Annotated in this window: 28 protein-coding genes; all 28 read left to right on the forward strand. The window is 66.2% G+C overall.

Annotated elements, in window-relative coordinates; genetic code table 11:
* Positions 1-17 precede the first annotated feature (17 nt).
* The 28 genes from GVY64_RS09875 to GVY64_RS10010 all read left to right on the forward strand — a co-directional run bounded on the left by GVY64_RS09875 (position 18) and on the right by GVY64_RS10010 (position 22,348).
* Positions 18-1,406: a phage portal protein gene (locus GVY64_RS09875; protein WP_236566722.1), complete on the forward strand. Its 1,389-nt coding sequence runs from the start codon at positions 18-20 to the stop codon at positions 1,404-1,406.
* Positions 1,372-2,352 carry a VG15 protein gene (locus GVY64_RS09880; protein ID WP_159840205.1) on the forward strand — a complete coding sequence of 327 codons (981 nt, stop codon included), beginning with the start codon at positions 1,372-1,374 and terminating at the stop codon, positions 2,350-2,352. Before GVY64_RS09875 ends, GVY64_RS09880 begins: the two co-directional genes overlap by 35 nt.
* Before the next feature lie 63 nt (positions 2,353-2,415).
* Entirely contained in the window at positions 2,416-2,958 is a 543-nt protein-coding gene (locus GVY64_RS09885; protein WP_159840206.1) for a hypothetical protein, read from the forward strand.
* Positions 2,959-2,980: 22 nt separating this feature from the next.
* A complete protein-coding gene (locus GVY64_RS09890; RefSeq protein WP_159840207.1) occupies positions 2,981-3,349 on the forward strand; it encodes a head decoration protein in 369 nt (122 codons plus the stop codon).
* A 15-nt stretch (positions 3,350-3,364) separates the two neighbouring features.
* Positions 3,365-4,390 (forward strand): major capsid protein, encoded by a 1,026-nt coding sequence (locus tag GVY64_RS09895; protein ID WP_159840208.1) that lies wholly within the window; start codon positions 3,365-3,367, stop codon positions 4,388-4,390.
* A complete protein-coding gene (locus GVY64_RS09900) occupies positions 4,390-4,692 on the forward strand; it encodes a hypothetical protein (protein ID WP_159840209.1) in 303 nt (100 codons plus the stop codon). The genes GVY64_RS09895 and GVY64_RS09900 overlap by 1 nt, the downstream gene beginning before the upstream one ends.
* Entirely contained in the window at positions 4,673-5,059 is a 387-nt protein-coding gene (locus GVY64_RS09905; RefSeq protein WP_159840210.1) for a hypothetical protein, read from the forward strand. Before GVY64_RS09900 ends, GVY64_RS09905 begins: the two co-directional genes overlap by 20 nt.
* Positions 5,056-5,451, forward strand: a complete 396-nt coding sequence (locus tag GVY64_RS09910) for a hypothetical protein (protein WP_159840211.1) — start codon at positions 5,056-5,058, stop codon at positions 5,449-5,451. The genes GVY64_RS09905 and GVY64_RS09910 overlap by 4 nt, the downstream gene beginning before the upstream one ends.
* Complete coding sequence (locus GVY64_RS09915) at positions 5,448-5,624, forward strand: hypothetical protein (protein WP_159840212.1); 177 nt, start codon at positions 5,448-5,450, stop codon at positions 5,622-5,624. The genes GVY64_RS09910 and GVY64_RS09915 overlap by 4 nt, the downstream gene beginning before the upstream one ends.
* Positions 5,614-5,961 (forward strand): HK97 gp10 family phage protein, encoded by a 348-nt coding sequence (locus GVY64_RS09920; RefSeq protein ID WP_159840213.1) that lies wholly within the window; start codon positions 5,614-5,616, stop codon positions 5,959-5,961. Before GVY64_RS09915 ends, GVY64_RS09920 begins: the two co-directional genes overlap by 11 nt.
* Entirely contained in the window at positions 5,958-6,407 is a 450-nt protein-coding gene (locus GVY64_RS09925) for a hypothetical protein (protein WP_159840214.1), read from the forward strand. The genes GVY64_RS09920 and GVY64_RS09925 overlap by 4 nt, the downstream gene beginning before the upstream one ends.
* Before the next feature lie 40 nt (positions 6,408-6,447).
* Positions 6,448-7,263 (forward strand): hypothetical protein, encoded by an 816-nt coding sequence (locus GVY64_RS09930; RefSeq protein WP_201297959.1) that lies wholly within the window; start codon positions 6,448-6,450, stop codon positions 7,261-7,263.
* Complete coding sequence (locus tag GVY64_RS09935; RefSeq protein ID WP_159840215.1) at positions 7,263-7,709, forward strand: hypothetical protein; 447 nt, start codon at positions 7,263-7,265, stop codon at positions 7,707-7,709. Before GVY64_RS09930 ends, GVY64_RS09935 begins: the two co-directional genes overlap by 1 nt.
* Positions 7,710-7,732: 23 nt before the next feature.
* On the forward strand, positions 7,733-8,098 hold the full coding sequence (locus GVY64_RS09940) for a hypothetical protein (RefSeq protein ID WP_159840216.1): 366 nt from the start codon (positions 7,733-7,735) through the stop codon (positions 8,096-8,098).
* A gap of 4 nt (positions 8,099-8,102) precedes the next feature.
* Positions 8,103-12,644, forward strand: a complete 4,542-nt coding sequence (locus GVY64_RS09945) for a phage tail tape measure protein (protein WP_159840217.1) — start codon at positions 8,103-8,105, stop codon at positions 12,642-12,644.
* Positions 12,641-13,579, forward strand: coding sequence for a phage tail protein (locus tag GVY64_RS09950; RefSeq protein WP_159840218.1), 939 nt, complete (start codon positions 12,641-12,643; stop codon positions 13,577-13,579). The genes GVY64_RS09945 and GVY64_RS09950 overlap by 4 nt, the downstream gene beginning before the upstream one ends.
* A 3-nt stretch (positions 13,580-13,582) precedes the next feature.
* Positions 13,583-15,715: a Gp37-like protein gene (locus GVY64_RS09955; protein ID WP_159840219.1), complete on the forward strand. Its 2,133-nt coding sequence runs from the start codon at positions 13,583-13,585 to the stop codon at positions 15,713-15,715.
* Between the two features lie 9 nt (positions 15,716-15,724).
* A complete protein-coding gene (locus GVY64_RS09960) occupies positions 15,725-16,309 on the forward strand; it encodes a phage gene 29 protein family protein (protein WP_159840220.1) in 585 nt (194 codons plus the stop codon).
* Positions 16,310-16,311: 2 nt separating this feature from the next.
* Positions 16,312-18,021 carry a glycoside hydrolase domain-containing protein gene (locus GVY64_RS09965; protein ID WP_159840221.1) on the forward strand — a complete coding sequence of 570 codons (1,710 nt, stop codon included), beginning with the start codon at positions 16,312-16,314 and terminating at the stop codon, positions 18,019-18,021.
* Positions 18,022-18,035: 14 nt separating this feature from the next.
* A complete protein-coding gene (locus GVY64_RS09970) occupies positions 18,036-18,269 on the forward strand; it encodes a hypothetical protein (RefSeq protein WP_159840222.1) in 234 nt (77 codons plus the stop codon).
* A gap of 41 nt (positions 18,270-18,310) precedes the next feature.
* Complete coding sequence (locus GVY64_RS09975) at positions 18,311-18,634, forward strand: hypothetical protein (RefSeq protein WP_159840223.1); 324 nt, start codon at positions 18,311-18,313, stop codon at positions 18,632-18,634.
* On the forward strand, positions 18,634-18,798 hold the full coding sequence (locus GVY64_RS09980; RefSeq protein ID WP_157227452.1) for a hypothetical protein: 165 nt from the start codon (positions 18,634-18,636) through the stop codon (positions 18,796-18,798). Before GVY64_RS09975 ends, GVY64_RS09980 begins: the two co-directional genes overlap by 1 nt.
* A complete protein-coding gene (locus GVY64_RS09985; RefSeq protein ID WP_159840224.1) occupies positions 18,798-19,205 on the forward strand; it encodes a hypothetical protein in 408 nt (135 codons plus the stop codon). The genes GVY64_RS09980 and GVY64_RS09985 overlap by 1 nt, the downstream gene beginning before the upstream one ends.
* A gap of 3 nt (positions 19,206-19,208) precedes the next feature.
* Positions 19,209-19,874, forward strand: coding sequence for a hypothetical protein (locus GVY64_RS09990; RefSeq protein ID WP_159840225.1), 666 nt, complete (start codon positions 19,209-19,211; stop codon positions 19,872-19,874).
* A gap of 14 nt (positions 19,875-19,888) precedes the next feature.
* Complete coding sequence (locus GVY64_RS09995; protein WP_159840226.1) at positions 19,889-20,257, forward strand: hypothetical protein; 369 nt, start codon at positions 19,889-19,891, stop codon at positions 20,255-20,257.
* Entirely contained in the window at positions 20,235-21,461 is a 1,227-nt protein-coding gene (locus GVY64_RS10000; protein ID WP_159840227.1) for a hypothetical protein, read from the forward strand. Before GVY64_RS09995 ends, GVY64_RS10000 begins: the two co-directional genes overlap by 23 nt.
* 14 nt (positions 21,462-21,475) lie before the next feature.
* On the forward strand, positions 21,476-21,892 hold the full coding sequence (locus GVY64_RS10005) for a hypothetical protein (RefSeq protein ID WP_159840228.1): 417 nt from the start codon (positions 21,476-21,478) through the stop codon (positions 21,890-21,892).
* Between the two features lie 9 nt (positions 21,893-21,901).
* Positions 21,902-22,348 carry a hypothetical protein gene (locus tag GVY64_RS10010; RefSeq protein ID WP_159840229.1) on the forward strand — a complete coding sequence of 149 codons (447 nt, stop codon included), beginning with the start codon at positions 21,902-21,904 and terminating at the stop codon, positions 22,346-22,348.
* Positions 22,349-22,351: the final 3 nt, after the last annotated feature.

The raw sequence follows: 22,351 nt of genomic DNA on the forward strand, positions 1-22,351 counted from the left end.
CCGACGACGAGCAGAACATGGTCAACAAGCTGAGCGGCCAGTTGGGCAACCTGTCCCGGCAGGACAAGCTCCACAACGCCTACTACGAAGGCGCTCAACGTTTGAAGCACATCGGTCTCGCTGTCCCGGAGGAGTTTCGGATCTTCGAGCTGGTCGCGAACTGGCCGCGCATGTATGTGGACGAGGTCGCGCGCCGGCAGAAGGTGAAGGGCATCTACCGGCCGGGTCAGGGTAAGGCGGATCCGGACCTGCAGGAGGCGTTCACCGCGAACAACCTCGACGCTGAGATCCCCATCCTGGCCAAGGAAAACATGATCTTCGGCCGGATGTTCGCCACAGTGGGCACGAACGAAGACGACAAAGACCATCCGCTGATCACCATGGAATCGCCACGGCAGATGGCTTGCCTGGTGAACCAGCGCCGCCGCCGCATGGACGCGGCGATGCGGAAATTCCAGGAGCAGGACGGTACGCAGGTAGCGACCCTGTTCCTCCCGGACAAGACGATCCAGCTGGTGCAGTCGAGCGACGGCTGGGACATCGACATCGTCGGCGACGACACAGGCGTCGACCCGCACAACCTGGGCAAAGTGCCGGTGGTGCTGTTCCTGAACCGCAGACGGCTGGGGAAGTGGCACGGAACCACGGAGATGGCCGACGTCATCCCCCTGACCGACGCCTGCGCGCGCGCATTGACGGATCTGCAGTACGGCGTCGAGACGGTGGCTATTCAGAAGCGGTTCGCGATAGGCGTTTCCAGGGGAGATTTCGTCGACAAGGACGGCAACCCGCTGCCGGCGTGGCAGTCCTACTTCAATGCCCTGTGGGCGACGCAGAAGTCCCCGAAGGACGTCTCGATCGGTCAACTTCCGGCCGCGGACCTGTCGAATTTCCACAACACGGTGAAGCTGTACGCCGAACTCGCCAGCTCGGTGACCGGATTGCCGTTCCGCTACTTCGGCGCCAACACTGCCAACCCGGCGGCCGAAGGTGCGATCCGTGCGGATGAGTCCCGGATCATCTCCAACGCCGAGGAGAAGAACGCGCATTTGGGCGTTGGGTTGGGCTGGACGCTGGCGCTGTACGAGCGGCTCCGCACCGGTGAATGGCCGGAGGCGGGTGAGCCGTTTGCGGTGGATTGGCGCAACCCGGCCACGCCGACGAAGGCGGAAGAAGCTGACGCGATCCAGAAGCTGAACGGCGGCACGCCGGTGTTGTCGCGTGAGGGCTCCTGGGACGAAATGGGCTGGAACGAGGCCCGGAAGATCCGGGAGCGCGCCTACTTCGACGACGAGGCCCGCGATCCCGCGCTGGAGCAGTTCCAACGCGACCTCAACCAGCAGGGCAACCAGAATCCCGTGACGGTCCCGGATGCCGACGCAGACCCCGCCGCAAGCGGCGATTGATTTCGACGCCGAGCAGCGTCGGATCATCGTTCAGACGATCGAAGAGGTAGCCAGGCAGTGGGGCACCCTGCCGCCGGGTGACTTCGATGCCTGGTTCGGGCGCAACGCCGACCGACTTGTGCGGGCGGTGACCGCCGCGCAGCGCGCTGCGGTCTCCGGAGCCGACCAGTATGTGTCCGACGTCCTGGAGGAGCAAGGGACACCAGCGCGGAGGCTCGCGACTCCGAATCCGGAGCGACTGGTGGGTGTCGCCTCCGACGGCCGGACGATCGACGGCCTACTACAGCAGGCGATCGTGGGCGCGCACCAGCGCGTCGCCGCGGGCGAGCCGCCGTACAGGGCATGGCAGGCCGCCGGGCTGGACGCGCGGCTGTACATCCAGACCCAGGTCGCTGATGCCGGTAGGGCGGCGACAGGAGTCGGGATCACGTCCCGGCTGGGTGTCGGGTACACGCGGATGCTGGTCCCGCCCTCCTGTTCGCGCTGCGTTGTCCTGGCCGGGCGGTATTACCACTGGTCGGCGGGGTTCCGTAGACATCCGGGCTGCAACTGCAAGCACATTCCCTGCCGCGAAGACCATTCCGGGGACGTTCGGACCGAACCGCGGGCGTACTTCAACAGCCTCACCCCGATCGAGCAGGCGCGCACCTTCGGCGCGGCCGGCGCGCGGGCGATCCGCGACGGCGCCGACATCAGCCAGGTCGTGAACGCCCGTAGGGGTCTGGAGATCGTCGGCGGGCGCGCGGTTCGGCAAGAGGTATACGGCCGGAGTCTTCTCACTACCCGCGAGGGCGTCACCCGCCGCGGTGTCGCAGGCCGAACGATCCGAGCTCGAGGCCGAAACGCTCGCACCACGCCCCGCTTGATGCCCGAAGCGATCTACGAGATCGCCGAAAGCCGCGAAGCAGCGATCGAGCTGCTGCGCCAAAACGGCTACGTCCTGTAGCCCCACAAACTTCCGTCCGGCGCGAGGCCGGCCGGTATTTCCCCCGCGATGGAGGACCCAGTAATGACGGCACCTGCTACCGGAGCGCCCGCGCCCGCGGAATCCGGCACGACAGAGCCCACCGCGCCGCAGGCGCCTACACCGGCAGCAGAGCCCGCGACGGGCCCGGCCGACGGTGAACTCGGCGACGCCGGAAAGGCCGCGCTCCAGCGAGAGCGCGACGCCCGCAAGGCCGCCGAGAAAGCACAGAAGGCCCTCGAAGCTCGCGTCAAAGAGTTCGAGGACGCGCAGAAGACCGAGGCGCAGAAGACCGCCGAGCGCATTCAGAAACTCGAGCAGGACGCCGCGAAGGCGCTCCGCTACGAGGCTGCCGAGAAGGCCGAGTTGCCGCTGTCTCTGGCTGCTCGCCTGAAGGGCGACACGCTCGACGATCTGATCGCCGACGCCGCAGAGCTGAAGCAACTTCTCGGCGCTACCGCGCCCGCTGCTCCGGCTGCGCCCACAACGCCCAAGCCGGATCCCCGGCAGGGCGGTGGCCAGGCGGATGTCGGCGGAACGATGGCCGCCGGTGCGGCGGCGTACGAGGCGCGCAAGAACCGCAAATGACCCCCAGTAAAGGAGGGGAGTAATGGACCTGAATCTCAAGACCGAAACGTTCGGCCAGGACGATCAGTCGTGGCTGGCGTCGGCCGAGGGTACCGATCGTGCCCGCACGATCACCCTCGACCTGTCCACCTTCGTCGCCGGTGACTACTCCGACGGCTACCTGAAGTCCGGATGGACCCTGCGTCTGCTCGGCACCGGCAAGTACGGCAAGCGCAGCAACGGCGACACCGAAGGCATCGCCGGCCATCTGCTGACCGCGGTGCGTGTCCCTGCGGGCGCGACCAAGGTCGCCGGTGCCCTGTTGTGGCACGGCGCCGTCTACGCCGCGAAGGTTCCCAACCCGCCCAACGCTGCAGGCCAGGCAACGGCCGTGGCCGTCAGCTACTTCTGAGAGGAGGCGTAACCAATGGCACTCGTCATCAACTCTGATTACGTCACCCCCGCCGAGCTGACAGGCTACGTGCGTACGGCACTGGCGGATCAGCCGATCAACGACCTGTCGCTGATCGACAACTTGCTGCCGGACACGATGGTCGACGACGTCGAGTTCCGGGCGAACATCACCCAGCAGGGCCTGCGGCGCGCCGGTCGGTTCCGCAGCTGGGACACTGAGGCCCCCATCACCGGCCGTAAGGGCGTGACCCGGATCTCCGGTGAGTTGCCCCCGCTGTCGGAGAAGCGGCGCCTCGGTGAATACGACCGGCTGCGGTTGCGCAAGGCCGACACCCAGATCCGCGACCTCATCTTCAACGATGGCGTGGAACTGGCGCAGGCGCTGCGGACCCGCATTATCATGGCCAAGGCCGACGCCCTGGTGAACGGCAAGGTCACCCTCGCCGAGAACGGCCTGGACCTCGTCGCGGACTTCCAGCGGCTGGCCGGCCACACCGTGACCGCGTCGACCCTGTGGAACGTCACCGGCGCTGGCGCGGCGGACCCGATCTCCGACCAGGAGTCGTGGTTCTCCACCTTCCGGGTGACGAACTCCGGCAACCCGGTTCGGGCGATCACCTCCCAGCGGGTGATGTCGACGCTGATGCGTAACGACAAGATCCGCGCCTACGCGCTGCCCCCGGGATCGACGCAGGGCATCGTCACCCGCGAGCAGGTCAACGCGCTGTTCACCAGCTTCGGTCACCCCGCGTTCGAGATCTTCGACGCGCAGGTGGAGGACGCCAACGGCAACGCCACACGCCTGATCCCGGACGACCGGATCCTGTACGTCGGTTCGTCGAAGATCGGTGAGACCCTGTGGGGCACCACCGCGGAGGCGATCGAGCCGGAGTACGGTATCGACGCCAACCAGGCACCGGGCATCGTGGTCGGCTCCTACATCGACAACGACCCGGTGGCGCGCTGGACCAAGGCGAGCGGTATCGGCCTGCCGATGTTGCTGAACGCCAACGCCACGTTCATCGCGAAGGTCCTGTGATGAAGAAGCTCAACACGTTCGTGCACGTCCACAACGACGACGGCACCTCGCACGTGTTCGGCCCGAACGACACGGTCCCGGGTTGGGCGGTCAAGAAGATCACCAACCCGGGCGTATGGGCCGACGAGCCCGACGCGGAGCCTGAGCTCGAGGGCGAACCGTCGGAGTCGTGGACGGTCGCGCAGCTGCAGGCGTTCGCGAAGTCCAACGACATCGACCTCGGCGACGCGACGAAGAAGGCCGACATCCTCGCCGCGATCCAACTTGCCACCGAACAGGGCAATGGCGACACCCCTGCTTGAGCCGGCCGACGTCCAGGCGATCTCCGGCGAGACGTACGAGGGAGCCGAAGTCACTCAGGTGAATCGGTTGATCACGCTCGTCTCAGCGAAGCTGCGCAACCGTGTCTCCGGGCTCGATGAGCGGATCGCCGCCGGCACCCTCGATCCTGATCTGGTCAAGGGTGTCGGTGCGGTGATCGTCATTCGCTCCTTGGACACGCTGCGCCGCGGGCTCGGCGTGAAACGCGTCGAATACCCGGAGTGGTCCACCGAATACGCGTCCGCGAGCGATTCCGGGCGCCTGGTGTACATCACCGACGAGGACATCGCGGACCTGATCGACACCGCTGACACCGGTGACGCGTTCACCATCCGGGTTGGGCCGTGAGACTGCCCGAGCGTTGGACTCTGCTGCGTCCGGGGCCGGTCACCCAGGACCCGGTGACCGGTAACCGGATCCCCGGCACCCCAACCGAGATTCCGTGGTTCGGGCTGCTTCAGCAGCGGATCATCACCGACCCGACGGTGGACGAGTTCGAAGACGGGCATGTGGGTCAGCGATTGACCCTACTGCTCGAGCCCGGCCTGCCGGGCGGGACTACGCGCCGGGACGTGTGGCGGTTCGACGGTCCCGCCTCGGTGTCGGATCTGGTGGCCGTCAACGACACCGTCACCGTGCAGGGCACACCGCGGACCCGCCGGCCCGCGATCGGGTCTCGCCGCCCTGCCTACATCGCCGCCATCGTGCGGCACTCCAGCGACATGAGGGAGCCATCATGATCAAGTCCTGGACCGACTCGCACGGCGTGAAGAACTACGCCGACGAGCACTCCAAGGCATACCGCGACCGCGACGAGGCGAAGCCCGCCGAGCGCAGCGAGCCCGAGGAGGCGAAGCCCGAAGAGGCCAAGCCGAAGGCCCGCACCGTCACGTTGAAGACGGATGCCCAGTAGCAACTTCGTCGGAGGCGGCCGGGCCCGGCTGGAGATCTTCGAGGCGCAGACCTACCGGGAAGCCCGACGCGGGTCGACACCGGACCGCATCACCATGGCGCACCAGGCTGCCGCGAAGGCACGCCAGATCGCGCCGGTGGTGTCCGGCGCCTACCGCGACGGCGTGGATGTCGAGGTGGACGGCGACAAGGTGTTCCTCGTCGACAACGACCCGGACGCCTTCTACAAGGAGTTCGGCACCGTCGACACGCCCGCGCACGCCATCCTCACCGATGCCGCGCGGACGCTGGCCCGCTACAACGACCGCGGCGCGTTCCGCCGCAACACCGGGCTATGACGACCGCCCCGCTGCCGTTCATGCCCGGCGCGATCCGCGTGTTCCTGATCGCGCAACCGTCGTTCACCGAACTTCTTCCCGCTGAATCGTTGACGACACGCGATGTGCCGGATTCGATTGGCGGGCCGTTCGCGACGATCCGGGCACCCGGGAATGTGGGCGTGGACCCGCTGCTGCGGTCGCCGATGATCCAACTCGACGCGTGGGTGCCGAAGATCGAGATCCTCGGCGGCCTCACCGACCCCGAAGAACTCGCCTGGGATATCGCCGCGATGGCGGGCCAGTTGCTCGGCAGAGCCAGAGCGCAGGAGTTCCGAGGATCCACCTGGAAAGCGCGCTGGACCGATGGCCCGATCACCAGCGTGGACAAGACCCGCGGCGCAGACCAACCGCTGTTCCGCGCAACGGTGCGCTTCGAGGTCCACGTGCGCGCCCCCCGTACCTGAACTCTCGCTCTCTTGAGCACATCCCAGTAATGGAGGAAACGTGAGCACTCACGCCGATCCTGACAAGGCCTACGTGTGGCTGGACGGTGACGCCTACCGCGCACCGGCCGGCACCGGCATCCCCACCGACCCGTTCGCCACCGCCCCGGTCACCGGTTCGGTGAACTGGGATGCGTTCGGCGGTATCGAGGCCGGTTTCGAGCTGACCCCGACTCGGGACGTCACCCCGAAGCGGGTGTGGAACCGGCGCCTCGCCCCGTACAAGGTGATCAAGTCGCCGTCGGAGGAGCGAGTCAAGCTGCGGGCGGTGGACTTCTCGGTCGCGACCGCGCTGACCACCCTGCAGGGCGGCTCGATCTCCGAACTCTCCCCGGGGGTGTTCCGGTGGAACGCCGGCGACGATGAGGACTTCGCTGTTCTGCTGGCCTTGCGTGACGAGGCCGCGAACCAGGTGTTCTGGTCGCCGCGGGTCACCCTGACCACCCCGCCGCCGCGGACCTTCGGCCAGGAAGAGCTGGACGGGTTCGAGTTCGAGCTGCTCGCGTTGGAGCCGTTCGTTCCGCTGACCTCGTTCAACCCGCTGCAGGTCGCCTACACCGTGACCGTCCCGGCGGGCACCACGGCCGGTACGTTCCCGCTGACGTTCAACGGCCAGACCGCGAGCGGCATCGCCTACAACGCGGCCACCAGCGCCGTGCAGTCGGCACTGGCCGCGCTGTCCACCATCGGCAGCGGCAACGTCACCGTGACCGGCACGCCGGGCAACTACAACATCACCATCACGGTGCCCGGAACCCTGTCGTCCACGGGCGCGTCGCTCACCCCCGCCGGTGAAGTGACGGTGAGCGCCGCCTGATGGCAGCTACCGCACCGAGGAAGGCAGCCGCGCGGCGTACCGCGCCCGCGGCTGCCCGCCGCCCGAAGCTGGCGGCCGTACCCGCACCAGAGCCGGTGGACATCCTCGCCGAGTTCGGCACCCAGGAGAAACCGCCGGTGCCGATCAAGGTCGGCAAGGTCGAATGCGATGTGCTGCGCGGGTTCTCCGGCGATCAGGCGGTGGAGTTCCACCGCCTGGTCGGGGAGACGAAGTTCGAGGACCTGCTGAACCTCATCACCACCAACGGCTCGGCGCTGTGGCAGGTGATCGGTGAGATGACGCCGGACTTCGCGTCGCGGGTGCTCAACAAGCTCATCAACCTGAGCGAGCTGTACGAGGGAAACCTGCTCGCGCCCTCGCCGGGCTTCGGGATGAATCCCGCTGGGGCGCAACCTTCGCAAGAGTCCACCGCCACCACGGAGTAAACCTCCGGGTTGCGCTCGCGACCATGCCATACACGGACGTCGCGGCTCTGATCGAGGACGCCGAAGCCCGCGACCAGCAAGCGGCGAGGGACTCCGAAAACCTCGCCATGCTGGTCGACCGCGTGGACTTCGAAGTCGGATTCGAGTACGTCTCCGGCGTCACCGACCCCGACGACCCCGAGATCGCGCGGGAGCGGGCGCTGCGCAAGAAGCACGGCATCAAACCGCCCTCGATGCCGATCTACGCGCCGGTGGCGCAACGCGCCCCGGAGATCACCGCGGAACTCGTCGAACGGTACCGGGCCGCGCAGAAGCCCTACCAGATCCCGGAACCCAAGCAATCGAAGCTCGACCTGCTGAACAGGTCACGCGCAGAAGCGGGGAGGTGAGCCCATGGCCGGTGGCCGCATCGACATCCTCGTAGCACCCGATCTGCGGCGTTTCGTCCCCGAGATGCGCGCAGGACTGCAACCCGCGGTCGGTGTGGCGGGGGCGATCGGCGCGAGCCTCGGGCTGGCCATCGGTGGGGCGGCTGCCGCGTTCGGCAAGGTGATCGAGGTCGGCAACGAGTTCACCACCTCGATGAACACCATGAAGGCGGTCGCGGGTGCGACTGCCGACGAGATGGCGAGGGTCTCCGAGCGCGCCAAGCAGCTCGGTAACGACGTCACCCTGCCCGGCACGTCCGCCAACGATGCCGCCGCGGCCATGGCAGAGCTTGCCAAGGGCGGGTTCAACGTCCAGCAGTCCATGGACGCCGCGAAGGGCTCGCTGCAGCTGGCGGCGGCCGCGCAGATCAAGGCCGCTGAGGCGGCGACGATCCAGAGCCAGGCGCTGCAGGCGTTCGGCCTCGGTGCGTCGGAGGCCACTCGTGTCGCCGACGTGCTCGCCAACACCGCCAACGCTTCCAGCGCGGAAATCAAGGACGTCGCCTACGGCCTGCAAGCCGGTGCCGCGGTCGCCCACCAATTCGGGCTCACGGTCGAGGACACCGCCACAGCGCTCGGCCTTTTCGCCAACAGCGGCATCCAAGGCTCCGACGCCGGTACCCTGCTCAAGTCCGCACTGTTGGCCCTCACCGACACCGGCAAGCCCGCCCAGGAATCGATCAAGCAACTCGGCCTGACGATCTACGACAACAAGGGCCAGTTCACCGGGCTGCGGAACCTGTTCGTGCAGCTGGACGCCGCCGCCGAGAAGATGACGCCCGAGATGTATCAGGCCGCGACAGCGACCCTGTTCGGCTCGGATGCGATGCGTCTGGCGGCCATCGCCGCGGAAAAGGGTGCCAGCGGCTTCGACCAGATGCACAACGCCATGAGCAAGCAGGGCTCCGCCGCCGAAGTCGCCGCAGCGAAGATGCAGGGCCTGCCCGGCGCGATGCAGATGGCGCAGAACGCCGCCGAAAACCTGGCCCTCGAGGTGTACGACCTCGTCAAAGGCCCCATGGAGCAGTTCGCCAAGGGCGCGGCCGAAAACATCGCCGCGGCAACCCCGAAGGTTGTGGCCGGACTGCACGGGGCCGCTGACGCTGCGGTCGACGCCGGGCGCGCTATCGCACCGGTCGTGAAGTGGTTCGCTGACCTCCCCGGCCCGGTGCAGGCGGCCACTGCGGCGGTGATCCTGTTCCGCACCACTGCTCTCGGCGCCGCCCTCACCACTGCCGCAACGACCACCACGGCAGCGCTTGGCAGCTTCGTCACCCAGGCCCGCGCGGTGGCGACCGCGACCGGCGGTGTCACGACCGTGGCCGGGATGGGTTCTGTGGCCATGGGCCGCTTCGGTTCCGCGGTGCAGCAGCTCGGCACGACGGTGCCCGTGGTGACGCGGATGCAGGGTGCGTTCATGAACACCGCAGCCAGTGCTTCGGTGTTCGCGCGCACCCAGGGCACGATCGCCGCCGCGGCGACTGGTGTGCGCTCGGCCGCGGGCAGTGTGGTCAGCCTGCTCGGCGGCCCGTGGGTGGTCGCTGTCGTCGCCGCCGGCGCTGCGCTGTTCCAGCTGTGGAACGAGATGAAGAAGGGCGAGGACCACGCCAAGGCGATGCAGGCCGCCCTCCGTGAGATCGGGGCTACCCGTAGCGAACTCGCCGAACTGTTCGCCCTGAACGGGGGCGCGTTCGACGCCCAGGCTATCTCGAACGTGACCGCGCAGGTCGGGATCATGAAGAAGTCGCTGGACGACGCGGCGAACTTCAAGCCCGGATTCCTGGAGCGGAACTTCACCCCGCCGTGGATGGACTCCGCCCGCAACAAGCAGTGGTACGCCGAGCAGTGGGAGGGCGCGAAGAAGGTCATCGATGACCTGAAGCTGTCCGACCAGCAACTCGCCGAAACCCTCGCCGACACCAGCAAGTTCAACGATCTGGCGGCGAAGCTGCGGACGATGGGCACCCACGGCCGGTTCGCCCTCTCCGAGCTGCAGGCGATGCGCGACGAGATCGTCAAGACCCAGGAGGTCGCGCGCAACACCACGCCCGGGTTCGCGACCCTCACCCAGGCGGTGAAGGTCCTGTCGGATGCGTCGTCCTCGGCGGCCGACCGGATCGACGCGATGAAGACCGCGCTGGACGTACTGTCGGGCAAGCCGATCGCCGCACAGGAGGCGCTGAGCAAGTACAACCAGGCTGTCCGCGACACCGCGCAAGCCACCTCCGAGGCGTGGGACGCCTCTCAGGGCTTCGGCGCCGCGCTGATCGGGCAGAACGGGCAGGTCAACACCGCCACCTCCAACGGTCAACGGCTCATGGACGCCCTGATGCGGATCCGGGATGTCACGATCACCGCCGCGGAAGCTGGCGTCGACATGGGCCCGATCCTGGCGAAGAACGACCAGCAGTTCGCCGACCTCGCCCGCTCCGCCGGGTTGACCGCCGACCAGGTGCAGCAGATGGCCGCCCAGCTCGGCTACCTGCCCAAGGACATCACGATCCTGGCGAACTTGAAGAACGCCGACTCGGTGGAGCAGAAGCTCATCGTCATCCAGGGTCTGCTGCGCACCAACGCACAAGGCGCTGACATCCCGGTCGAACTGCTGGGCGAGGAGGCCAAAGCAAGGCTGATCGAGATCGGCGCAAAGGTCGAGCAGGTCAACGGCAAACCGGGTGTCGTGCACATCTCCGCCCCGGACGCGCCCGCGGTGATCGCCGAGCTGGACAAGCTGATCGCGAAGAACCTTCCGCCGAAGACGCAGAAGGTGAAGCTGGAGTACGACACCTCTGGCTATTCCCTGCCACAGAATGTGCGCGAGCGGCTGCACGAGAACATCGACGACATCCCCATCGCGCCTCGCGCTGAAGGTGGGCTCTCTGGGCCGCTGCCGTCTCAGGCGACGATCCAGGCCCCGCAGTCACGGCTGTACCAGTGGGCCGAGCCAGAAACCGGTGGTGAGGCGTTCATCCCGTTAGCGCCGTCGAAGCGGTCCCGGTCGGTGAATATCCTCGGGCAGGTCGCCGGCATGTTCGGCATGGCTGTCACCCCAATGGCCGACGGCGGCGTCGCGCTCAACCGCGCCATGAACTTCCTGCGCGGCCAGTCCGGCAAGGCGTACCAGTACGGCGGCGTCGGCAATCCCTCGTGGGACTGCTCCGGGTTCATCTCCGCCGCCTACGCCTTGCTGAAGGGTTTGGACCCGTTCACCCGCTGGTTCACCACCGAGAGCAACTTCCCCGCCCTCGGGTTCCGCTCCGGCCTGGACCCGTCCGGCCGCGGCCTGTCGGTGGGTATCTACCGCGGCGGCGGCGGCCAATACTCGCACATGGCTGGCCTGCTGGCCGGTACGCCGTTGGAGTCGGGGGCCAACGGCGTGCGAGTCGGATCCGGGGCGCAGTCGGCCACGAGCGGCAATCTGCCGCTGAAGTACTACCTGCCCGTCTCCTCGTTCAACCCGCCCGGCACGAGCGCCGGAAGCGGTGTCAGCTCGCGGTCGCGGTCCACGGAGAAGAAACCCACCTGGGACGCCGGTGACGACCTGGAGCTGGAGTCCGCGCGGATCAGCCTGAACAAGGCCAAGACTCAGCGCGACGAGGAGCTGAAGGACCCGAAGAAGTCCGCCGACGACAAGCGGCAAGCCCAGATCGACGTGCAACGCGCGGAGTTCCGGGTGCAGGAGCTGGAACGCAAGAAGGAGCAGGCCAACACCACCAGCGGACCCGTGCCGGAGGCGCCGCCACTGGAAGGTGAGCTGTCCGACGACCAGATCCGCCTCGAAGAGCTGCAGATGGCGATCCGCCGCGCCCAAGAGGACCGGGACCTCGTCTACGACGACCCGGAAGCCACCGACGACGACCGTCGCGCAGCGGACCTCGACCTACGGAAGGCGATGAACGCGCTCGTCGCCGAGCAGAAGAAGCAGCGCGAAGAAACCAAGGGCGCGAGCGGATCCGGCAGCGACTACAGCAGCCCTGTCGAACTGCTGGGCGATGCCGCAAAGGCGTTCGTTACCGGACAGCTGTCCGACGTCTTGAACGTCGTCGGCCTTGGTGGGGACATCAAGGGCGTCACCGGTGCCGCCATCGGCATCGCGGCTGACCAGTTCCAGAAGGCGCAGAAGGAGAAGGACAAGAAGAAGCCTTCCCCGGCCAACCCCAGCCAGGACGAACTGGCCAAGCAAGGCCCCGTCGTCCCCGGCACCGCGAACTGGCTCGAGGAGATGATGAAAACCCTACGTATCCCCGCGGTGATCCGCGACCAAGGCGGACCGCTGCCGCACGGTATGGCCGCCATCAACACCTCCGGCGAAACGGAATGGGTGCTCAACGGGGCTCAGTTGCGCGCCGCGGCCACCGCTCGCCCAGCCCAGACACAGACGATCGACAACCGGATGGTGATCGAGAACCTGCACACGGGGATGTCTGAAGGGGAGTTCAACCGGGCGCTGCGGATGCAGCGGATCGAGCAGCAGGACCGGGCTCGGGCGTGGGTGCCGCGCATATGATCGAACCACCCGAGGACGTACTCGTCGAACTCGAAGAACCCAACGGCCGCCGGTGGACCCTCGCCGGTCCGGGTCAATGGGATCAAAACGTGTGCCTCGCCGACGAGGAAGAAGGCACCGACTTCGACGGCATGTACGACGCGCCGTTCACCGCCATCTACAACTCCACAGCCTTCCAGGTCGGCTCCACCTTCGGCGGACTCCGCGAGGACCACTACGACTTCATCTTGGCCGTGCATATCTTCGGCACGAAGGATCGGCCGTGGCGCCATGTGGATTCGGAGTTCCGCAAAGGCCTCTCGGCTAAGCGGGACTCGAAACTGTGGGTAATCACCCAGGATTCGGCGCGGCATCTTCCCGTGCGATTGGGCGGGAAGGTGAAGATCAAGGCGGTCAACGACCCGATCTCCGAGCAGTACGGGAAGGTGCTGCTGCCGCTCATCGGTGCCTACCCGCGGTGGATCGGCACCCCCGAGATCTCGGAGTTCGTCACCACCACCGACACCACCAGTGGCGGTGACGAACTCGGCTACGTGTGGGTGTCCAACCCGCTGCCGGAGGACTACGAGATCTACCCGCAGTGGCGGATCCAAGCTTCCGCAGAAGGCATGGTGGTCACCCTCCCGGACTACTCGTGGGGCAACGACGAATACGAGCGCGCCGAAGAGGACGCCCTCCGACGCATCGAGCTGGCGCCGCTGATGCTGGGTGAGCACCTGTACATCGACACCGACAAAATGGCGTTCAACGGCCAGTTCAACACCGCGCTGAAGACCGAGTACCCGCAGCGCATGAACGGCGTCAGGTTCAACTACCCCATCCCAGGCAACACGCCCCGCACTCAAGTTCCCGTCACGGTTTCCGGCGCCCCGGCGGGGACCGGAATCCAGGTGATCTGCCCGCGGCCGTGGCCGCGCCCGTGGGGTCTGGAGTAAGCGATGACCTCTGTCGAAACGATCGACTTCGACGCCGTATTCGGCGAGATCGTCGAGAACCTGCGCAAGGACCAGGAACGCCGGATCAAGCGGCCGCTGGTGCGGCTGTGGGACGGCAACTGGAATTTCATCGGCGAGGTCCACAACGAGATCTCCGCGAAGTTCACGCTGCCAGAGAACGAAACCGGCGTCGGCACGATCGAACTCCCGTCCCGCTACTACCTGTCGCGGTGGCTGACCGACCACGACGGCCGCTCCACCGCCAACGTCCACATCACCGTCGACAAGGACGGCGCACGTTGGGGCGGGATGCTCGACGACCTGTCGCAGCGCAAGGACGAAGACGGACAACGGATCGTCAAGGCCACGTTCAAGTCGGATTACGAGCACCTCAAGCACATTCTGGCGTACTCGAATCCGTTCCTGCCGCCGGAGATCCAGTTCCCGCGGTTGTGGATCCTGTTCGGGCCCGCGAAGTGGGCGCTGAAGCTCACGCTGTTCCTGAACATCCTGCGGCTCGAGGCGAACCTGTGGACGCTGCCGGACGACCCGATGGACCCGTCGCAGTGGCTCAACCTCGACCAGTCCACCTGGTCGCAGGTCGTCGCACCTGACCCGATCGGCGGCGACTCCAGTCAGTTCGCCATCGTCCACTCCCGGTTCAAGTACATGCACGACGTCAGCAAGCGCATCGTCGCCGACGCGCAGCTGACGTGGGAGCCGCGGCGCTACCTCGAAGGCGACCCCGATCCATGGCCGGGCGCTAACCTGCGTCCCGGAACGCTGGTGTGGGACCTGGTCGACAACTCGGGCGCTTTCCAGGAAACCAACCTCGGCGGTGACCTGTTCAGCGGCCTGGTACGTGGGTTCACCGGCATCGGGGCCGACGGCATGACGCAGGGCGTCAACGTCATCGACGACCCCACCTTCCCGCCGGAGTACTCCGAACCCGGGTACAGGGGCACCAACCCCCGGGCTCCGGGCATCATCCTGCGCGACGGCGACCGCACCGGGATCAAGTCCAACGAGTTCCACTGGAAGCCCGCGACAGACACCGAGTTCGTCACCGGCGGACACTCGATGCCGGGCGTGAACGAGCTGATCTCAGCCTGCGTCGCAGGTGAGACCATCATTCATGGTCCCGACGGGGACGAGCGGATCGACGTACTGGCTGCTCGTGGCGGGCCCTTCAGGGTCTGGGCTCTGACCCCGGACGGGCGGCGCGTCGCTGCCACGGCATCGAGGGCCTTCCTGAAGGGGCAAGCAGAGCTATTCGAGTACGTGCTCGACGACGGCCGATCCATCAAGACGACCAACCTGCACCGGTTCCTCTCGCGCGAGGGATGGAAGCGGGCTGTCGAGGTGGAGGTCGGTACGGCGATTGCCACAGTGGACCTCACCGGGCCGCCGGATGGCGAGTTCGACCAGCGGTCCCGAGAGATCGACGACGACGAGTACCAAAACCTCCCGGAAACCAGGTCTCTGATCTTCCGCGAGGTGGTGGAGATCCGCCCGCTCGGCACCGCCGACTACTACGACATGACCGTTCCGGGTCTGAAAAACTATGCGGCACAGGGTGTTTGGAACCACAACACGGTGAACATGCTGGGCGATCTGATCGCCGCAGCTTTGTTCGTCCCGCCCATTGGCGGCATGGTTGACGCCCTGCTGAAACCCCTGTACACCGACGTCTTCCTGGCGTTCATGAAGTGGCAGGACATACCTCGAGCCCAAAGGTTGGGGTGGTCGCACTACCTCGAAACCTGGTGTGAGGGCAGCGACCGCGCCTACACGCTGTCCGCTCTCATCGCACTCCGCACGGGCATGTGGCGGACGAGGGAGCAAACCACCCACTCGGTCACTGTCGCCGACGGCGTGGAAAACCTGCGGATCGGGCAGCGCGGCAAGGGCAACGCGTGGCTCGGCACCCGCATCGGCACCACCGTCCAGGACTGGGGCCCGCCCGGGAAGGTGTACGTCGACCGCATCACCGAACTCGTCCTGTGGTGGGACCGCAAAACCACCCCGCACTGGGACATCACCGTCGGCCACCGCGAACCTGAAGACCCGGTGATGAAGGCGCTCGAGATGTTGCAAGAGGTCATGTCAATCGCCCGCGATCTGGGCGTCGCGTAGGGAGCGTGTGTGGGGAAGATCTGGCGGATCGAGGACATCGACCCGAACAACCCGGAGGAGCGGTTCCTCCCGGCCCTGCAGTTCATCCCGGTGGGGTTCGGTAGTGATTCCGGCGGCCGCAACCGGATCGTGTTCCCGGAGGCGCTGGCGCGGGCGATCTCCAAGCATATGACCGAAGCCGGTTGCCCGCCGATGGATCCCGCCCTGGCGACGAAGAAGGTGATGCGCCCGTACCGCGGTGAGCAGCACCAGCTCAACGCCATGGGCACGTGGGTGCCGGTGGACGAAGAGGAACCGGAGCCGGTGGTGATCCAGGACCCCGCCACGATGACGGTGCGGGAGCGGGAGGCGCAGATCGAACGCCTCCGGTATATGGGCTACCGCATCAACGAGCCCGAGGAACCGCAGCGCACCGCGCGGGTGGTCGACGCCGTCGACGAGCCCCCGCAGTTCGACCCGACTACGCACACGGTCACCGAGGTCAACGCCTACCTGCGTGACTCGAAAACGAGCGACCTCGAGCGCCGCCGCGTGCTCTACGCCGAGCGCAAGAACAAGGCGCGACCCGGAATCCTGAAACGCCACCAGGGGTGAGCATGAAACTGCTGGACTTCTCCGCCGCGCTCATCGACCCCCAGGCGATCAAGGATGCCGGATACAGCGGGGTGGTCCTGTACATGTCGGACCGGCGTCCGGGCGCGGAATGGATGCTCGCCAAGCCCGCCACCCGCGAGTACTGCGATCGGCTGCGCGCCGCGGGACTTGAGATCGTCAGCAACTACCAGTTCGGGAAGGGCGAGACCTCGGACTGGTACGGCGGCTACGACGGCGGCGTCCACCACGCGGAGATCGCGCTGCGCTACCACCGTGCGGCCGGCGGACCCGACCAGCGCCCGATCTACGCCCCTGTAGACGCGAATCCCACGTTGGAGCAATGGAACCAGTTCATCGCGCCGTTCCTGCGGGGCTGGGCGTCGGTGGTCGGGCTGGAGTGGACCGGCATGTACGGCAACTTCCGGTGCATCAACTGGGCGCTTGAAGACGGTGTCGCGACGTGGTTCTGGCAGCACAACTGGTCCGGCGGGTTCGCCAACGACGACCACCCGGCCGCGCACCTGCATCAGATCGAGATCGACAAACGCAAGGTCGGCGGCGTGGGAGTGGACGTCAACGTGGCTTTGAAGCCGGACTACGGCCAGTGGTCGGTGGCGCCGGCCCCTCTACTCGAACGGGAGACCATCACGGTGACCAAGCCGGACTATCAGGAACTCGACCGCATGGGCGACTCGGCGTCGTCCCGCCACGGTGCGCGCATCGAGAACTTTCTGCTCCACACCCAGGAAGGCAATGGCACTGCGGAGAGCCTGGCCAACTACCTGAACAACCCCCGCAACGGCGTGAGCTACCACTACACCGTCCGCGACGGGGTAGTGGTCGACGTGGTGGACACCGACCTGGCCAGTTGGTCGGTGCTGGACGCGAACTCGTCCACCATCAACCTCTGCTTCGCCGGCAGTCGTGCGGGATGGTCACGTGACGAATGGATGGCCATCCGTGATGACCTCCGGATCGCTGCGTGGCTGGCAGTGCAGGATGCTCAGAAGTACGGATACGACCCGCTCGTCATCGCGCCACCGTACGAGCGCCGCTCCGGAATCTCCGACCACCGATACGTGACCGACTGCCTCGGCATCGGCACACACACCGACGTCGGCCCCAACTTCCCGTGGGACATCTTCGAGGCCGACGTGTGCGAGTTCGCCACCGGCGCGCCCGCGGGCCCGCCGCCCAACGCGATCAACGACGTCGAGGCCGCGACCCCGTGGCTTGGCGCACGGCGCACAGTCGGTGAGAACGCCACCCCCGACGGCATCGGCAGGTACGCAGAGTTCGACAACGGCCACATCTACTGGCATCCCGCGACCGGCGCCCACGCGATCCCGGCGAGCTTGTTCGGCAAGTACTCCGAACTCGGCTGGGAGCAGGGGCCGCTCGGCTATCCGACCACTGAGTGCACCGTGCTGCCCCAGGGTGAGGTGCAGGGATTCCAGGGCGGCGCGCTGTATGGGAAGGACGGTGACAACCGGCCGCCCGTCTGGGTGCACGGCGCGATCCGCGACCGCTGGCACCGCAGTGGCTCGGAAACCGGCCCGTTCGGCTGGCCGCTTGCCGATGAAGAGGAACTGCCCGGCGGGGAGGTCCGGCAGCGCTTCGAACACGGCCAGATCATCTGGCCCGGCCGCCGCGACACCGTCGCCTTGCTTGACACCGAAGGTCCGGACACCCCTGTCCCGGACCGCGACTGATGAAGGGATAGACCATGAGCAAGCTGATTTCCACCCTGCGTACCGAGCCCATCCGCGCTCTCCTGTGGCCCGTTCTGGTCGGCATCGCTGGCTACCTCGTCGTGCGCGGCGTTGTGGATCAGTTCTCGGCGGACATGATCCTCGTCATCGTCGCGGCCGTCCTCGGGATTCCCGCCGCGGAGGTGGCGCGCGCGAAGGTCACACCGGACGAGAAGCTTCGCGCGGGGATGCCCCGTGAGCGCGGGTAGTGCTCCTGCAGCTATGGGCGGCCGAAGCAGACGGTGAGTCGGTGCCCATCGGCACCGACTCACTGCTGCAGTACGGGGCCATCGGCGCGATCGCCGCGATCTGCATCTACGCCGTCTACAAGCTGTTCAACTCCCTCGTCTCCTCTCATGCGGCGGAGATCGACCGGATCACGGCGTCGCATCATGACGCCATCGCCCGCGCCGACGCCGCCTACGACAAAGAGGTCGCCCGCGGTGATCGGCTCGAGATCGAGTTGCGAGAACTCAACAAACTCATCAACGACAAGCTCGCCGGGGAGCTTGTGCGAGCAACTGACGCCATTCGGGAGGCGTTCGAAACCATGCACGAGCGACGGCGGCTGTGATGCCGGACAAATACATGCGTGATAACGACAGCATCGAGAACACGCTGCGGCAGACCCACGAAACCGTGGGTCGGCTGCGGACTCTGCTCGATGACCTGGCGCACCAAATCAACGATCTGGAGTCGGAGATCAAGCAGCCTCGCGAGAAAGGGCCGCAGCCGTGATGGATCAGACGAAGCTTGTGGAGGCGGTCGACGCGCTGACCTCGGAGGTGGGCACTCTCTCGCAGCGAGCCGACACTACCCAGAAGGTTCTCGAGCGCATCGAGAAGGTCGCTGCGGACAACAGGCGCAACCGGGTGGGGATGGCAGTTCTGCTGGTCCTGATCGGTCTGATCGTCTACCTGTTCTTCCGACTCGAGGCGACCACCCGTGAGGTGCGGGAAGTCCAGGAGCGGACGTCCTCCGAGATTCTGTGCCCTCTCTATGAGGTGTTCGCGACATCCATCAAGGTGAACCCGCCGAATCCGAATCTGACACCGGATCAGGCGAAGGCGCGGCAACACGCTGCGGACACGATCCTGGCGGGACTCGACACGCTCGGATGCGGTGATTCTCCGGTCGGGAAGTAGTCCGTGACTACTCCCAATATCCCGGAGATCCCCGACAACGCGTTCGTTTTCGGCTCGGACTACGGGTCGAACCTCAACGAGGCATCTATCCAGGCCCTCGCCACCGGTGGGGCGAAGGTGTCATTCACTGGGGTGCAGGGCGCGGTCAACTCCCAGGTGCGGACGCCGCTGGACAACACCCGTCTCATCGCCGAAAACGCGAAGGGATCAGCGGACATCGCGGTGTCGACGTCGCAGGCGGCGGCCAACGCCGCCGCGGCCGCCGGCGAGAAAGCCGACATCGCCTACGACAACGCCCATTACTGGTCCGTGGAGTGCGTCGTGGCTTCGGCCGAGGTGCGGCTCGGCGTTAACGAGCTACTCCTCGGCCCAGTTTTGAACGTGCCGGACGGTCTAGAAGCACTGCTGACTGACGTCCACTTCGCGCTTATCACTCAACCGGGCGGCTGCACGATCGAGGTCAAGCGGTGGAATGCCGCGGGGGTTTCGGCGGACGTGATCCACACCCAGGTCCTCGGGGCGAACGTCACCCGCTACAACGCCAACGCGCTCGCCATCGAGGCATTCGACAAAGAGCGCTTCTTCTACAACGTCACGAACGTCGTCGGCACCACTGCTCCAGTTGTGCTCCAGATCAACGTTTCCGGCGTGTACATCCCTGAGCCCTGATCCGAGAGGAAGCCGTGAAGGTTTTCCACTGCGTCGCAGCATCCACGAATTACGAGTCGCACTGGCAGATCCCCGACTACCGCTGGGCATTGTGGTGCGCGGCCTTCCAAGTGAAATCGCTCGACGGGTACTTCGACCTGACCCCGGCCGAGTCCGCTATCCAGGTGCTGACGTGGGCGATCGACCGGTTCGACACCGACACCGAGACGTTGCGGAAGCTGCACTCGCCCGAAGATCGGCTCGACCTGCGAGCGAATAAGCGCCACTTGCAGGGCATCAGAAAATTCCTGATCGCCAATGGCGGCACGATCTCCGGCGCCATCGACGAGAGCGAGCTGACGCCACCAGAAGGAGACACGGTTGTCGTTCTTGATTCGCCGTAACCTGCCCTGGGCGTGGGCTGGGTGGATCGACGACTTCAACAGGGCGCCGGAGAATCCGATCAAACAGCCGTGGGGGCACTTCGGTGACGGCAGCAAGGCCGACCTCAACGGCTCGGCGGAAATGCACATGCCGGCCAACTACTCGTCGGTCGTCGGCGGTGGTGAGTCCTACGAGTTCCAGCCCTTCACCCCGAATTTCGGGATGGAGTGGGAGATGTGGTGGCCGGTCGAGGGACTGGTCGCGCAGTACTTCAACCTCTGCATCATGGAGAACTGGGCCAAGGTGGGCCCGTCGTTCGCCAACTCGGTGCTGATCCGCTTCCGTCACGCCCCCGTCGTCTCCTCCGATGACGTGCACATCATCGAGTTCGACGGCCTCATGTCCTCCGGCAACGACCTGGCCGGGAACACCTCACCCGTCCCGTACTACGGCAACTACGTCACATGCACAGTTCTGATCGACAACGACCAACTCTGCCGGGTGTACATCAACGGCGTCGCCCGCTGCCAGGCGCAGCTCACCCCCACCCACCGCCCGCACCCGGGTAAGCGGGGGTTGAACTTCTTCAACAATGCCCTGTGCGACGCCTGGATCCGGTGGGTGAAGATCTACGACCGGCCCACCGACTTCCCCCTGAGCACGTCGTGGAACAGCGTGCTCTACGACGACTTCAACCGCGCCGACGGTCCGCCCGGCAACGGGTGGACGCAGTTCGGGACGAACGCGGGCATCGTCAGCAACTCGTGGTCGGCCACCGGAACGTCCAACAGCAGCGCGGGACTGATCCGCGACACCGGCATCACCAACGGCAAGCAGCGCGTCGAAGCCATCGCCGGCGGGAACAACAACCCCAACTCCAGCGCCGACAGCGGCCTGATTCTGCGCTGCAACTCCGCAGGCACCGAGGGGCTGGCCGCGAACATCCTCTCCGGCCACGTCTACCTCGCCCGGTTCACCGGATCACTGTCCAGTCCGACGTTCGCCAACTACGCCCACACCCCGGCCACTGTCGCCGCGGGCGACAAGATCGCATTCTCCACGGCTGGCGATTACGCGTGGATCGAAGTCAACGGGGTCGTTATCTGCCAGGCCCAGTTGTTCGGTGCTGTGCCGTCCGGCAACTCGTGGGCGGGGCTTCGAGTGGAGCGCAGCGGGTCGAACTCTCATTCGTGGAATGACGCCCGGATCTACTCCGGCGTATAGCAGGAGGCCACTACGTGACCGTCATTACTGAAACCCTCACCGACCTCGCGGGCACGCCGCACACCGACGAGGTGTTCTTCTCCAGCTACATCCTGCGGGAGAACGACGACGGCGACGCGATGATCACCACGTCCGTCCGCTCCTACACGCCCGTGAACGGGGTGATCACCACCGAGGACCTCGACCCCGGGCCAGCGCGGGTGCGGATCGGGATGGACACCTACAACATCACGATCCCCGAATCCGCCACACCCGTTCGGTTGTGGCCGTTGATCGAGACCGGGCTGCCCGCGCCGCCCACCCTCGTCGGCGCTTACGTCGTGAACGGCGGCGGCATCGCGCGCGTGCAGAAGCTCACCGAAAGCGAGTACGCGGCACTCACTCTCCCCGATCCGGAAACCGAGTATTCGGTTGTCCCCGACCCTGAATAGGAATCCTTCATGGCCACGTTCACCGGCAAGTTCTACGGGCTGTTCTTCAAGTCGCTCTTGAACAAGGAGATCGACTTCGACACCGACAACATCAAGATCATGCTGTGCACGAACTCGTACACGTTCGATCAGGACACCCACCAGTACAAGAGCAGCATCACCAACGAAGTGTCGGGCACCGGCTACACCGCGGGTGGGCAGACTCTCACCTCGGTGACGGTCACCTACGACGCGCCGACCAACACGATCAAGCTCGACGCCGCAGACCCATCCTGGACCGGATCCACCCTTACCGGTGTGCGGAAAGCCGTCATCTACGACTCGACCCCGGGCACGGACGCGACTCGCCCGCTGATCGCCTACCTCGAGTCAGATGCGGACCTGTCCACCACCTCGGGCACGCTGTCCATTACGTTCGACGCGGCCGGAATCGCTACCGTGACGGTCGCCGCGTAAGCC

Source organism: Nocardia sp. CY41 (genome assembly GCF_009829325.1).
Taxonomy (GTDB): Bacteria; Actinomycetota; Actinomycetes; order Mycobacteriales; family Mycobacteriaceae; genus Nocardia.

Bases quoted from the DNA above. Each gene is read 5' to 3' on its own strand.
- GVY64_RS09875 (WP_236566722.1), top strand. From the start codon at position 18: ATGGTCAACAAGCTGAGCGGCCAGTTGGGCAACCTGTCCCGGCAGGAC.
- GVY64_RS09880 (WP_159840205.1), top strand. From the start codon at position 1,372: ATGCCGACGCAGACCCCGCCGCAAGCGGCGATTGATTTCGACGCCGAG.
- GVY64_RS09885 (WP_159840206.1), top strand. From the start codon at position 2,416: ATGACGGCACCTGCTACCGGAGCGCCCGCGCCCGCGGAATCCGGCACG.
- GVY64_RS09890 (WP_159840207.1), top strand. From the start codon at position 2,981: ATGGACCTGAATCTCAAGACCGAAACGTTCGGCCAGGACGATCAGTCG.
- GVY64_RS09895 (WP_159840208.1), top strand. From the start codon at position 3,365: ATGGCACTCGTCATCAACTCTGATTACGTCACCCCCGCCGAGCTGACA.
- GVY64_RS09900 (WP_159840209.1), top strand. From the start codon at position 4,390: ATGAAGAAGCTCAACACGTTCGTGCACGTCCACAACGACGACGGCACC.
- GVY64_RS09905 (WP_159840210.1), top strand. From the start codon at position 4,673: ATGGCGACACCCCTGCTTGAGCCGGCCGACGTCCAGGCGATCTCCGGC.
- GVY64_RS09915 (WP_159840212.1), top strand. From the start codon at position 5,448: ATGATCAAGTCCTGGACCGACTCGCACGGCGTGAAGAACTACGCCGAC.
- GVY64_RS09920 (WP_159840213.1), top strand. From the start codon at position 5,614: ATGCCCAGTAGCAACTTCGTCGGAGGCGGCCGGGCCCGGCTGGAGATC.
- GVY64_RS09925 (WP_159840214.1), top strand. From the start codon at position 5,958: ATGACGACCGCCCCGCTGCCGTTCATGCCCGGCGCGATCCGCGTGTTC.
- GVY64_RS09935 (WP_159840215.1), top strand. From the start codon at position 7,263: ATGGCAGCTACCGCACCGAGGAAGGCAGCCGCGCGGCGTACCGCGCCC.
- GVY64_RS09940 (WP_159840216.1), top strand. From the start codon at position 7,733: ATGCCATACACGGACGTCGCGGCTCTGATCGAGGACGCCGAAGCCCGC.
- GVY64_RS09945 (WP_159840217.1), top strand. From the start codon at position 8,103: ATGGCCGGTGGCCGCATCGACATCCTCGTAGCACCCGATCTGCGGCGT.
- GVY64_RS09950 (WP_159840218.1), top strand. From the start codon at position 12,641: ATGATCGAACCACCCGAGGACGTACTCGTCGAACTCGAAGAACCCAAC.
- GVY64_RS09955 (WP_159840219.1), top strand. From the start codon at position 13,583: ATGACCTCTGTCGAAACGATCGACTTCGACGCCGTATTCGGCGAGATC.
- GVY64_RS09965 (WP_159840221.1), top strand. From the start codon at position 16,312: ATGAAACTGCTGGACTTCTCCGCCGCGCTCATCGACCCCCAGGCGATC.
- GVY64_RS09970 (WP_159840222.1), top strand. From the start codon at position 18,036: ATGAGCAAGCTGATTTCCACCCTGCGTACCGAGCCCATCCGCGCTCTC.
- GVY64_RS09980 (WP_157227452.1), top strand. From the start codon at position 18,634: ATGCCGGACAAATACATGCGTGATAACGACAGCATCGAGAACACGCTG.
- GVY64_RS09985 (WP_159840224.1), top strand. From the start codon at position 18,798: ATGGATCAGACGAAGCTTGTGGAGGCGGTCGACGCGCTGACCTCGGAG.
- GVY64_RS10010 (WP_159840229.1), top strand. From the start codon at position 21,902: ATGGCCACGTTCACCGGCAAGTTCTACGGGCTGTTCTTCAAGTCGCTC.